This window comes from Nocardioides sp. S5, assembly GCF_017310035.1.
Taxonomy (GTDB): Bacteria; Actinomycetota; Actinomycetes; order Propionibacteriales; family Nocardioidaceae; genus Nocardioides.
This window is the reverse complement of record NZ_CP022296.1, coordinates 3,906,832-3,918,500: the sequence shown is the minus strand read 5'-3', so window position 1 is coordinate 3,918,500 and position 11,669 is coordinate 3,906,832. Positions and strand designations below refer to the sequence as shown.

Here is an 11,669-nt window from a genome sequence, read left to right as displayed (position 1 = left end):
CGCCCCGCTAGGGCACTTCGTCCCGACGTCGGTCAGCTGCGGCGACCCGGGCCAGGAAGTCGCGGTAGTCGGCCGCGCTGCGTCCCGGCACCTCCAGCATCGGCATGTGGCCGATGCCGGGGTAGAGCACCGTCCGGGCGCCCGCGATGCCCGCGGCCCACGCCCGCGCGGTGCTCGGGTGGACCAGGCGGTCCTCCTCGCCCCACATCACCAGGGTGGGCGCGGTGATCTCGCCGAGCCGGTCGTCGAGGGTCGCGACGCCGTAGAAGTCGGCGAAGATCTCGGCGAGCTGGTCCCTCCGGGCGACGTAGTCGGCGGCGACCGCGGCCCGCAGCGCGGCGGGCAGGAAGGGCGGGCGCGCCATGGTCATGGCGTAGAAGTCGGGGAAGGCCGCGACGCTCTCGAGCAGGAACGGGTTGCGGCCCTGGCGGAAGAGCAGGTCGGCCTCGCTCGGCTGGGGCGAGGCGACGCCGACCGCGTCGCTGAGCAGCAACGAGGCGACCCGGTCGGGGTGCTCGATGGCCAGGGTGGCGGCCACGAAGCCGCCCATGGAGTTCCCGCCGACGTGGGCGGAGACGATGCCGAGGCGGTCGAGCAGGGTCGCGAGCCGCGCCGCCTGCGCGGGGGCCGAGTGGCCGATGCCGCTGGTGAAGCCGGTCGCGCCGTGCCCGGCCAGCTCCGGCACGATCACCCGGTGGTCGCGCAGCAGGTGGCGCGCGAAGCGCACCCACACGACCCGGTCGGCGGAGTAGCCGTGGACCAGCACGACCGCGGGCGCGTCGGCCGGCCCGCCCTCGAGGAGGGCGAGGGAGCAGTCCCCGACGTCGACGCGTCGCTCGCGCAGGCCGTACGCCCGCGCCTCCGCGGCGGTCGCGGCGGCGTACGCCCGTGCGGCGATCGCCGTGCGCCGACTCGCCGTGCGCCGACTCACTTGGCACCCCGCGAGCGCACGACGCCGGTGATCAGGCGCTGGTAGCCGGCCGGGGCGACGCGGGCCATCGCGTCGAAGACCCGGGCATCGGGCCCGATGAGCACCCGGCGCTTGTCCTTGCGGACCGCCTCGACGATCACCTCGGCCGCCTTGGCGGGGGTGGTGATGAACGACCTCTCGAACTCCTTCGAGGAGGCCTCCGCGGACTTGCCGGTCGCGCCCGCGACGCTGGCGTCGACCCGCGCGGCGCGGGCGATGTTGGTCTTGATGCCGCCTGGGTGCACGCACGTCGCGCTCACGCAGGACCGCGTCAGCGCGAGGTCCTGGCGCAGCGACTCGGTGAAGCCGCGTACGGCGTACTTGCTGGCGTTGTAGCCGCTCATCAGCGGCTGGGCGGTGAGGCCGAAGACGCTGGAGATGTTGACCACGTGGCCCTCGCCGGAGGCCTCGAGGTGGGGCAGGAACGCCTTCGTGCCGTGGACCACGCCCCAGAAGTTCACCCCCATGATCCAGCGGTAGTCCTCGGTCGAGAGCGAGGCGACGGTGCCGGACAGGGCGACGCCGGCATTGTTGACGACGAGGTTCGCGCGGCCGTGGTCCGCGACGACCTCGTCGGCCCAGGCGAGCACCGCGGCCTCGTCGGCGACGTCGACCACCGTGGTCGTCACCGCGCGGGCGCGGCCGGTGAGCAGCCGCTCGGTCTCTTCAAGCCCGGCGGCGTCGACGTCGGACAGGGCGAGCCGGCAGCCGCGGCCGGCCAGCTCGAGGGCCAGGGCGCGGCCGATGCCGGAGCCCGCCCCGGTGACGGCGGCGACCTTGTCGTCGAGGGTCTTCATGCAGTGCTCCTGTCGGGAGTGACGTGGCTGGTGACGTGGCTGATGACGTGGTGCTCGGGTCGGAAGCGCCGCGCGAGGCGGCGGAAGGAGAAGGAGAATCCCGGGAACATCGCGATCACCCTGCCCGAGCGCGACCGGTACCACGAGGTGCACCCGCCGTCGTGCCACACGGTCTTCTCCATCTCGCGGTGGATGTGCGTGGTGTAGGCGTCCTCGGCCTCGGGCAGCACCTCGATGCTCGCGGCCCCGACGTCGACCACCGCGCCGATCGCACGCAGGAGGTACTCCATCTGCGACTCGATGACGAAGATCGCGCTGGTGTGCCCGATGCCGGTGTTGGGCCCGGTGACGACGAAGAAGTTGGGGAAGCCGGGCACGGTCGTGCCGAGGTAGGCGCGGGGGAACTCGTGCCACACGTCCCCCAGCCGTACGCCGTCGCGCCCGCGCACGTCGTAGGGGATCAGCCCGTCGGTGGCGTCGTAGCCGGTGGAGAAGACGACCACGTCGAGGTCGAGGTGCTCGCCCGTGGCGGTGACGATGCCCGTCTCGTCGAAGCGGTCGATGCCGTCGGTGCGGTCGTGGAGCGTGGTGTTGGCCGCGCCCAGCGCGGGGTAGAGGGTGTCCGACAGGATGATGCGCTTGCAGCCGATCGTGTAGCCGGGCGTGACCTTGGCGCGCAGCTCCGGGTCCGGCACCTGGGCCTCGATGTGGCGCAGGGCCTCGCGCTGCGCCAGGCGCTTGAGCAGCCGGCGGCTGTGCTTGAACCCGATGACCCGGGTCTCGAGCTTCCAGTAGATCGCGGTGCGCAGCGCCCGCTGGAAGGGGCGCAGCCGCAGCAGCCGCCGCTGGAGCGGGGTGAAGACGCGGTCCGGCCGGGGGAGCACCCAGTGGGGGCTGCGCTGGAAGACGTGGAGCTCGCCCACCTCGGGCTGGATCGCGGGGATGACCTGGGCGGCGCTCGCGCCCGACCCGACGACCGCGACCCGCGTGCCGGCCAGGTCCACGTCGTGGTTCCAGCCGTTGGTGTGGAAGGTGTGGCCCGCGAAGTCGTCGAGGCCGGGGAACGGCGGCACGACCGGGGTGCTCAGCGGGCCGGAGGCGTTGACGACGAAGCGCGCGCGGTGGACCGTGCCGTCGGCGGTGCGCACGCACCACGCCTCGCCGTCCCACTCCGCCGAGACGACCTCGGCGCCGAGGACGGTGCGCTCACGGAGGCGGTGCTTGTCGATGACGTGCTCGGTGTAGGCGCGCAGCTCGGCCTGCTCGGCGTACATCCGGGTCCAGGGGTAGGGCTCGGAGGCGATGGAGTAGAGCGGCGAGGGCACGTCGACGGCGGCGCCGGGGTAGGAGTTCTGGCACCAGGTGCCGCCCATGAAGTCGCGGCGCTCGAGGATGCGGACGTCGGTGATGCCGCGGCGCAGCAGGTTGATCGCGGTGACCTGACCACCGAACCCGCTGCCGATGACGAGCACCGTCGTGATGTCCACCCCGGCACACTAAAGTGACGACGCTTGATTCCGCATCGGGGGGTGACGCAGGTCACGTCGCCGCGGTCGGTCGCGCCAGAGCCGTGGCGGCGCCGGCGAGGAACTGCGCGAGCGACTCGGTGACCACCGCGCGCTCGGTCGTGAAGCCCGTGATCGACCACGTCACCACGGCGTTGCTCACCGCCCCGACAGCGGCACTCGCCATCAGCTCGTGCGCGGCGTCGGGCAGGGGGGCAATGTCGTCGCGCTCGGCCAGCACCCCGAGCATCAGGTGGCCGAAGCGCTGCATCCGGGACAGGTACGTCGACTCGACGCGCGTGCTGACGCCCAGCACCTCGAACCACACGACGCGCGCCAGCCGGGGGTCCTCCTCGACGTGGGCGAGGAAGGCGTCGAGCCCGCGCCTGGCCAGGTCGCCGACGTCGCCGGTGCCGTCTCCGAGCGCGGTCAGCACGGCTGCCTCGAGCCGGGCGGTGCACTCGTCGTACACCGCCACCAGGAGGTCCTCGGTGGAGTCGAACTGCTCGTAGAAGTAGCGGTCGCTGACCCGGGCCTCGCGGCACAGCAGCCGCACGGTCGTCGCGCGGTAGCCCGCGGTGCCGAAGAGCTCGAGTCCCGCGTCGAGCAGCTGACGCCGCCGACGTCCCGAGCGGTCGCTCGCCGACTCCCCGGCATAGGTCCGCCCGCTCACGGGCTCATTCGACCACAGCGTCATTCGACCACAGGGACACGAGTGGGCGAACAGCCCCGATGCGGTGACAGACTGCGGGCATGGACAACCTCACCGTCATCGTGCTCGCCGCCGGCGGCGGCACCCGCATGAAGTCGAAGACCATGAAGGTGCTGCACCCCATCGCCGGGCGCTCCATGATCGGCCACGTCCTGCGGGCCGTGCAGGCGGTCGAGCCGACCAGCGTCGTCGCGGTCGTCGGCCACCAGCGCGAGCAGGTCGGTCCGCACATCACCGGGCTGCTGCCCGGCGCGGTGCTAGCGGTGCAGGAGACGCAGCAGGGCACCGGGCACGCCGTACGCGTCGCGATGGAGGCCTGCGGTGCGACCACCGGCACCGTCATCGTCGCCGCCGGCGACACCCCGCTGCTGGAGGGCGAGTCGTTGAAGGCCTTCGCCGAGGAGCACGAGGCCGCCCAGCGCGCGGTGAGCATCCTCAGCGGTCGGGTGGCGCGCCCGTTCGGCTACGGCCGGGTCGTCCGCAACGAGGAGGGCGACGTCGAGGCGGTCGTGGAGGAGAAGGACGCCACGCCCGAGCAGCGCGAGATCGACGAGATCAACTCCGGGATCCTCGCCTTCGACGCGGAGTTCCTGGTCTCCGCGCTGCCGCGGATCACCAACGACAACGCCAAGGGCGAGTACTACCTCACCGACGCCGTGGGCCTGGCCCGCGAGGACGGCCTCACCGTCGGCGCGCACCTCATCGAGGACGTCGCCCAGACCGAGGGGGCCAACGACCGCGCCCAGCTCGCCGAGCTCGGCAAGGAGCTCAACCGCCGCATCGTGACGCGCTGGATGAAGGACGGCGTCACCGTCATGGACCCGGCCACGACGTGGATCGAGGCCGACGTGGTCCTCGAGCCCGACGCCACGATCCTGCCCGGCACCCAGCTCCTCGGCGCGACCGTCGTGCGCGAGGACGCCGTGGTCGGTCCCGACACGACCCTGAAGGACTGCGAGGTCGGCGCCGGCGCCCGCGTCGTACGCACCCACGCCGAGCTCGCCGTCATCGGCGACCGCGCCAGCGTGGGGCCCTTCGCCTACCTCCGCCCCGGCACGCAGCTCGGGGTGGCGGGCAAGATCGGCACCTTCGTGGAGACCAAGAACTCCCAGATCGGCGAAGGCGCCAAGGTGCCGCACCTGTCCTACGTCGGCGACGCCGAGATCGGCGAGGGCTCCAACATCGGCGCCGGCACGATCTTCGCCAACTACGACGGGGTGGCCAAGCACCGCACCGTCATCGGCCGGTTCGTCAAGACCGGCTCCAACAACACCTTCGTCGCGCCGGTCGCCGTCGGCGACGGGGCCGGCACGGCCGGCGGGACCGTCGTACGCCGCAGCGTGCCTGCCGGCGCCCTGGCGGTCAGCAGCTCCGCGCAGCGCAACCTCGAGGGCTGGACGGAGTCCCGCCGGGCCGGGACCGCGCAGGCCGAGGCGGCGCGAACGGCGCGTGAACAGCAGGAGACGACCGAGGGGTGACCCCGGGGTTGGGGAAGGCCCGGTCCGTGGGCCAGACTCTTCCCCAGCACCTCCGATGAGAGCCACCCCCCAGGCTGACCAGCACAGCGAGGAGTCGCGTCGCGTGACCGGAATGAAGCGGACCACCGAGAAGAACCTGATGGTCTTCAGCGGCCGGGCGCACCCCGACCTCTCCCACGAGGTCGTCGACCTCCTCGAGTGCGGACTCGTGCCGCAGAGCGCCTACGAGTTCGCCAACGGTGAGCTCTACGTCCGCTACGAGGAGTCCGTGCGGGGGTGCGACGCCTTCGTGATCCAGAGCCACACCGCTCCCATCAACGAGTGGATCATGGAGCACCTGATCATGGTCGACGCCCTGAAGCGGGCGTCGGCGAAGCGGATCACCGTGGTCATGCCGTTCTACGGCTACGCCCGCCAGGACAAGAAGCACCGCGGCCGCGAGCCGATCTCGGCGCGCCTGGTGGCCGACCTGTTCAAGACCGCCGGCGCCGACCGGCTGATCACCGTCGACCTCCACGCCGACCAGATCCAGGGCTTCTTCGACGGCCCGGTCGATCACCTGATGGCGCTGCCGATCCTCACCGACTACGTCAAGGCCAAGTACGGCGACCAGCAGCTCGCCGTGGTGTCGCCCGACGCCGGCCGGATCAAGGTCGCCGAGCGCTGGTCGGCCCGCCTCGGCGGCGTACCCCTCGCCTTCATCCACAAGTCGCGGCGCACCGACGTGGCCAACGAGGTCGTCGCCAACCGCGTGGTCGGCGAGGTCAAGGGCAAGATCTGCATCCTCACCGACGACATGATCGACACCGGCGGCACGATCGTGAAGGCCGCCGAGGCCTGCATGGCCGAGGGCGCGGCCGGCGTGATCATCGCCGCCACCCACCCGATCCTCTCCGACCCCGCGGTCGACCGGTTGAAGAACTCCTCCGCCATGGAGGTCGTGGTCACCAACACGCTCCCGGTGCCGGCCGACAAGCAGTTCGACAAGCTCACCACGCTCTCGATCGCGCCGCTCATCGCGCGGGCGATCCGCGAGGTGTTCGAGGACGGCAGCGTGACGTCGATGTTCGATGGGCATGCCTAGGCCCGACCTGAGTCTCTCAGGGATCCCCGGTCAGCCGGGGATCCCACAGGTTGTCGGCCCTTGCAGAGCCTGACAACCTAGGGAAACCCCGGCCAGCCGGGGATCCCGAGGGCCGGCCGAGGGGTCAGAGCGTCCGGTCGAGGTCGTCGAGCGCGTCGTTCCACGCCCGCGCCAGGACCGTGGGGACATCGCCGGTCGCAAGCGCCTCGGCGACCGTGGCGCGCAGCTGGCGGCGCACGGCGCGGGTGAGCGGCAGGCGCGGGAAGGCGTCGCCGATGCTGTCGGCCATCGCCTGGCCCGATCGGAGCGCGAGGGCGAGCCCGTCGGTGACGTAGCGGGTGAGGTAGGGCTCGACCAGGTCGGCCTGCTCCCAGCCCCAGAAGCCGGCCCCGACGGCGTCCAGCTCGTGGGTGCTGAGGTCGCCGCCCATGAGGCGCTGCCACATCTCGGCCTTGGCCTCGGCGGTCGGGACAGCGGCGCGCGCCGACAGCGCGGCGTGGTGGCCGGCCACCGACTGGTCGCGCTCGGCCTCGGCGTCGATGTGGGAGGGGTCGCCGAGCTCGGCGAGCCGGTGGACCGCGGCCCACCGCACGCTCGGGTCGACGTCGTCGCGCTCGAGCCACTGGACGAGGAAGGTCCGGTCGGCGCTCAGCCGCGCCAGCACCCGGGACGCGCCGGGCGCGAGGAGCGGGTCGCCGCCCTCGACGGCGCCGCGGGCGATGTCGGCGACGACCGCGAGGTGCGCGGCGACCTCTCCCGGCTCGTCGTGGCCGCGCGTCACGAGCTGGAGCGCGCGCAGCACGCCCTCGACGACCAGCGGGTGCGACTCGGGCCGCAGGTGCCGGTCGGCCAGCGCGACCAGGTCACCCACGCTGATGACCTGCGACTCGGCGAGGTCGACCGCGGTCCACCACAGGACCGCGCGGGTCAGGTGGGACTCGACCGACGACAGCCCGGCGGTGATCGCGGCCCACGACTGCTCGTCGGGCCGGATGACCGCGAAGGTCTCGTCGCCGGAGTTGGGCACCACGACCAGTCCGGCGAACTCCTCGAGCCGCACCGGCTCCTCGCCGAGGTGCACGTCGCGGGAGCCGACGAGCTGCATCGCGTCGTCGTACGCCGACACGGTGAGGCGGTGCGGTCGCGATCCCTCGCGGTGCAGGACCGGGACCCCCGCGTCGTCGCGGGTGACGACGAGGGTGTCGAAGCCGGTCGTGCGCAGCCACGCCGCCGCCCACGCGCGTACGTCGTGCTCGGTGGCGGAGTCGAGGGAGTCCAGGAACGCCGCGAGGTCGGCGTTGCCGAAGGCGTGCGCGTTGAGGTGGGTGTTGACGCCGGCGAGGAAGTCCTCCTGGCCGAGCCAGTGGCCCAGCTGCTTGAGCGCGGCGTTGCCCTTGGCGTAGGTGATCATGTCGAAGTTGGCGAAGGCGGTGTCGACGTCGACAACCTTGTCGGTGTCTTCGGCGATCGGGTGCGTGGAGCGGCGGCGGTCCGCGCGGTAGCCGGTGGGCTTGCGGGTGATCGCCGCCGAGGTCCAGGCGTCGGTGTAGCCCGCGGCGACACCGGCGACGTCGTAGCCCATGAAGTCGGCGAAGGACTCGTTGAGCCACGAGTCCTCCCACCACTTCATCGTGACGAGGTCGCCGAACCACATGTGCGCCATCTCGTGCGCGATCGTCGAGGCCAGCCACTGCCGCTGCAGCTCGGTGGGCGTGCCCTGGGTCAGGCCCTCGTCGCGGTAGACGACGCAGCCGGGGAACTCCATCGCGCCCCAGTTCAGGCCCGGAGCGAAGACCTGCTGGTAGTCGGCGTAGGGGTACTCCGGCTCGAAGACGCTCGTGTAGTGCTGGAAGCAGGTGCTGGTGATGCGGCGCAGCTCGTCGGCGTCGCGGCGCAGCTCGCGCTCCTGCGAGGCCCGCGCGTGCCAGCCGAAGGGCAGCGTGCCGCCCGGCGCGGGGGCGTACGGCTCGTCCCAGGTGACCGACACCCACGGCCCGCCCACGAGCGTGAACAGGTAGGACGAGAACGGCGGGGTCGTGCCGAAGGTCCAGGTGTGCGGGGCCGTGTCGTCACCCTCGCCCGGCGTGCGCTGCTCGAGCGGGCCGTTGGCGAGGACCGTCCAGTGCGCGGGGGCGGTGACGGTGACGGCGAAGGTCGACTTGACGTCGGGCTGGTCGAAGCAGGGGATCACCTTCTGGGTGATGTCCATCGACGTGTGCGCGCAGACGTAGCGCTCGCCGTCGGCCGGGTCGATCGTCACGGTCATGCCGTCGCCGTCGGTGACGTAGGGCATCCGCGCGGTGACGCGGACCTCGTTGTGCGCCGCGAGGTCAGGCAGCGCGATCCGCCCGTCGACGTACGCCGCCGGCTCGCCGTCGAGGGTGACGTCCGAGGCGCCGGTGAGCTCGAGGAACGTCGAGGCTCCCGGCTGCGTGCAGTCGAAGGTGATCCGCGCCTCGACCGTGAAGGCGTCGGTGGAGGTGAGGTCGAGGTGCACCTCGGTGTGGACGTCGGTCAGCAGGACGGCGCGCTCGCGCGCCTCGGGGAGCATCAGGGGCACCGGGCCACCCTAGTTGCGCGGAAGGTGCGTGGATTCGACCCACCCCGGGGGGCGGGTCTAGAGTTCTGTGGTTGCCTCGGCGAGGGAGCCCGACGTACGACCTGGGACTCCGTGATCGACTGGGCCGGCCCGCACCGCTGCGCCGCGCTCACGATCCGGAGCGCGGCGTTCGTCGTCTCCGCACCCGCCGAGGACCCACGAGCCAGGGCCGCCAGGCCCGACCACCCGACTGATGGAGAACCCCATGTCTGCCCCCGAGAAGATCGTCGCCGAGGCCCGCACCGAGTTCGGCAAGGGCGCTGCCCGCCGCATCCGTCGCGAGGACAAGATCCCCGCGGTCATCTACGGCCACGGCAACGACCCGGTCCACGTGATCCTGCCCGGCCACCAGACGATGATGGCCCTCAAGCACGGCGGCGCCAACGCGCTCCTCGCGCTCGCCATCGACGGCAAGGAGCAGCTCGCGCTGACCAAGGACGTCCAGGTCGACCCGATCCGCCGCGTCATCGAGCACCTCGACTTCGTCGCCGTCATCCGCGGCGAGAAGGTCACCGTCGACGTCCCGATCCACGTCCTGGGCGAGGCCGGCCCCGACACGCTGGTCGTCAACGAGAACACGGTCGTCTCCGTCGAGGCCGAGGCCACCCACATCCCCGAGTTCTTCGAGGTCTCCGTCGAGGGCCTGCCCGCCGGCACCCAGATCCTCGCCAAGGACCTCGACCTCCCGTCGGGCACCACGCTGCTCGCCGACGAGGAGCTGCTCATCGTCAACGTGACCGAGCAGATGTCCGCCGAGGCCCTCGAGGCCGAGCTGGAGGAGGCCGAGGCCGACCTCGGCATCGAGCACGACGTGTCCGACGCCGAGATCGCCGACGCCCAGACCGAGGCCAAGGCCGCGGACGCCGCGCAGGAGTCCGGCGAGGCCACCGACTCCGAGTGACCTGCTGAGCGGGCACTTCCTCGCGCACAGACACACTGACCGGGCGATTCCTCGCGCAGCAGCGCGAGGAATCGCCCGGTCGGCGCATTTCAGCGCGACGAAGTGCCCGCTCGGCGATGAAAGGATGACGCGCATGAGTGACGCCCCCACCTCCGAGGTGTGGCTCGTCGTGGGCCTGGGCAACCCCGGCCCCGCCCACGCCGGGCACCGCCACAACATCGGCTACCTCGTCACCGACGAGCTCGCGAGCCGGATGGGGAGCTCCTTCCGGTCGCACAAGTCCGGCCGGGCCGACGTCGTGGAGGGCCGGCTGTCGCTCGGCGGCCCCCGGGTCGTGCTGGCCCGCGGACGCGGCTACATGAACGAGTCCGGTGGTCCGGTCAAGGCGCTCGCCACCTTCTACAAGGTCGCGCCGGACCACGTCATCGCGATCCACGACGAGCTCGACATCGCCTTCGGGACGCTGCGCGTCAAGCTCGGCGGCGGAGACAACGGCCACAACGGGCTGAAGTCGATGCGCTCCTCGCTCGGCACGGGCGACTTCTACCGCGTCCGCGCCGGCATCGGCCGCCCGCCCGGGCGCCAGGACGTGGCCGACTTCGTGCTGTCGAACTACTCGACCGTCGAGCGCAAGGAGCTGCCGTTCCAGGTCGGCGACGCCGCCGACGCAGTCGAGTCCCTGATCACCGAGGGCCTCGAGAAGACGCAGCAGCGCTTCAACTCCTGAGGTGCGGTCTCCCCGATTCAGGGCATGTGCGCCTGAGCGGGCTGACCTAGCGTCTGGGCATCGGCACGAGGGGGAGGCGGATGGCGAGAGTCGTACGCCGGTGCGCCAAGGTGCTGTCCATGCTCGGACTGGTGGGCGTGCTGGTGGTGCTGGCGACCAACGTCGCGCTGGTGAGCCGGTTGGACCGGATCGAGGGTGCCTTCGCCGGCCTGTCGGACCGACCACCGCCCGACGAAGGCCAGACGATCCTGATGGTCGCGACCCGACCCGGGGGCACCGGAAACGACGTGCCATGGCTGGTGGACGAGCAGTCCGTCGAGGCCGTGATGCTCGTCGAGATCCCTCCGGACGGCATGTCGGCCGAGGTTGCGACGTTGCCCGCCAGTAGCCGGGTCCGTCCTCACGTCAACCAGCCTGCGCCGAGCTCGAGCGTCGCGGCCGTCGAGGCGTGGTCCGGCCGTCGCATCGATCACCTGATCGCCATCGACTGGACCACGTTCGTCCAGCTGGCCGACGTCAACGCCGTCGACCCCTCCTACGTCTACGGATCCGGGCCCGCCGCACAGCACGACTTCCTGCGCCGCGTCATGGAGGGAACCCTGCACGCCGAGCTGCGAAGGCAGCCGCTCGACCTGCTGCAGGTGCTCAGCACCACCGCCGACGGGACGGCTGTCGACGACGAGTGGTCGGTCGTGGCACTCGACGCGGTCCTGCTGTCACTGCGCAACCTGAGGTCCCACGAGATCACGTTCTCGATGGCTCGTCCGCGATGACATCCGGACCCGGCTCGACCCTGCTCACCAATATTGGCGAAAGGGTCCGACGGGCGTCCGCGCAGCCATCCGCGATCCCCAAGATCTGATCGTGTCGGTCGTCCGACCGGTACACGACTTGGG

At 71.7% G+C, this 11,669-nt stretch carries 10 protein-coding genes; 5 read left to right on the top strand and 5 right to left on the bottom strand.

Going from position 1 to position 11,669, the window contains the following annotated elements:
- Positions 1 to 7: 7 nt before the first annotated feature.
- From CFI00_RS19345 to CFI00_RS19330, 4 genes are read right to left on the bottom strand one after another with little or no spacing between them, the layout of a single operon-like run.
- The gene (locus CFI00_RS19345; RefSeq protein ID WP_207082604.1) at positions 8 to 931 is read right to left on the bottom strand and encodes an alpha/beta fold hydrolase; all 924 of its coding nucleotides are present in this window, start codon (positions 929 to 931) and stop codon (positions 8 to 10) included.
- On the bottom strand, positions 928 to 1,767 hold the full coding sequence (locus tag CFI00_RS19340) for an SDR family NAD(P)-dependent oxidoreductase (protein ID WP_207082603.1): 840 nt from the start codon (positions 1,765 to 1,767) through the stop codon (positions 928 to 930). The genes CFI00_RS19345 and CFI00_RS19340 overlap by 4 nt, the downstream gene beginning before the upstream one ends.
- On the bottom strand, positions 1,764 to 3,254 hold the full coding sequence (locus CFI00_RS19335; RefSeq protein WP_207082602.1) for an NAD(P)/FAD-dependent oxidoreductase: 1,491 nt from the start codon (positions 3,252 to 3,254) through the stop codon (positions 1,764 to 1,766). The genes CFI00_RS19340 and CFI00_RS19335 overlap by 4 nt, the downstream gene beginning before the upstream one ends.
- 52 nt (positions 3,255 to 3,306) lie before the next feature.
- Positions 3,307 to 3,945 carry a TetR/AcrR family transcriptional regulator gene (locus CFI00_RS19330; protein WP_207082601.1) on the bottom strand — a complete coding sequence of 213 codons (639 nt, stop codon included), beginning with the start codon at positions 3,943 to 3,945 and terminating at the stop codon, positions 3,307 to 3,309.
- 80 nt (positions 3,946 to 4,025) lie between these two features.
- Here CFI00_RS19330 and glmU point away from each other — a divergent pair, with 80 nt between their 5' ends.
- Positions 4,026 to 5,462: a bifunctional UDP-N-acetylglucosamine diphosphorylase/glucosamine-1-phosphate N-acetyltransferase GlmU gene (gene glmU, locus CFI00_RS19325; protein ID WP_207082600.1), complete on the top strand. Its 1,437-nt coding sequence runs from the start codon at positions 4,026 to 4,028 to the stop codon at positions 5,460 to 5,462.
- A gap of 112 nt (positions 5,463 to 5,574) precedes the next feature.
- Positions 5,575 to 6,546: a ribose-phosphate diphosphokinase gene (locus CFI00_RS19320; protein WP_242532910.1), complete on the top strand. Its 972-nt coding sequence runs from the start codon at positions 5,575 to 5,577 to the stop codon at positions 6,544 to 6,546.
- Positions 6,547 to 6,670: 124 nt separating this feature from the next.
- Here CFI00_RS19320 and pepN read toward each other — a convergent pair whose 3' ends face one another.
- Positions 6,671 to 9,097: an aminopeptidase N gene (pepN, locus tag CFI00_RS19315; RefSeq protein WP_242532909.1), complete on the bottom strand. Its 2,427-nt coding sequence runs from the start codon at positions 9,095 to 9,097 to the stop codon at positions 6,671 to 6,673.
- A 253-nt stretch (positions 9,098 to 9,350) separates the two neighbouring features.
- Here pepN and CFI00_RS19310 point away from each other — a divergent pair, with 253 nt between their 5' ends.
- The 3 genes from CFI00_RS19310 (at position 9,351) to CFI00_RS19300 (ending at position 11,546) form a co-directional block, all read left to right on the top strand.
- Entirely contained in the window at positions 9,351 to 10,046 is a 696-nt protein-coding gene (locus tag CFI00_RS19310; protein ID WP_207082597.1) for a 50S ribosomal protein L25/general stress protein Ctc, read from the top strand.
- Positions 10,047 to 10,179: 133 nt separating this feature from the next.
- Positions 10,180 to 10,773 carry an aminoacyl-tRNA hydrolase gene (gene pth / locus CFI00_RS19305; RefSeq protein ID WP_207082596.1) on the top strand — a complete coding sequence of 198 codons (594 nt, stop codon included), beginning with the start codon at positions 10,180 to 10,182 and terminating at the stop codon, positions 10,771 to 10,773.
- Between the two features lie 80 nt (positions 10,774 to 10,853).
- On the top strand, positions 10,854 to 11,546 hold the full coding sequence (locus CFI00_RS19300; RefSeq protein ID WP_207082595.1) for a hypothetical protein: 693 nt from the start codon (positions 10,854 to 10,856) through the stop codon (positions 11,544 to 11,546).
- Positions 11,547 to 11,669: the final 123 nt, after the last annotated feature.

Coding starts and splice junctions, on each gene's coding strand:
- pepN (WP_242532909.1), bottom strand. CDS start 9,097: ATGCTCCCCGAGGCGCGCGAGCGCGCCGTCCTGCTGACCGACGTCCAC.
- CFI00_RS19340 (WP_207082603.1), bottom strand. CDS start 1,767: ATGAAGACCCTCGACGACAAGGTCGCCGCCGTCACCGGGGCGGGCTCC.
- CFI00_RS19320 (WP_242532910.1), top strand. CDS start 5,575: ATGAAGCGGACCACCGAGAAGAACCTGATGGTCTTCAGCGGCCGGGCG.
- glmU (WP_207082600.1), top strand. CDS start 4,026: ATGGACAACCTCACCGTCATCGTGCTCGCCGCCGGCGGCGGCACCCGC.
- pth (WP_207082596.1), top strand. CDS start 10,180: ATGAGTGACGCCCCCACCTCCGAGGTGTGGCTCGTCGTGGGCCTGGGC.
- CFI00_RS19310 (WP_207082597.1), top strand. CDS start 9,351: ATGTCTGCCCCCGAGAAGATCGTCGCCGAGGCCCGCACCGAGTTCGGC.
- CFI00_RS19300 (WP_207082595.1), top strand. CDS start 10,854: ATGGCGAGAGTCGTACGCCGGTGCGCCAAGGTGCTGTCCATGCTCGGA.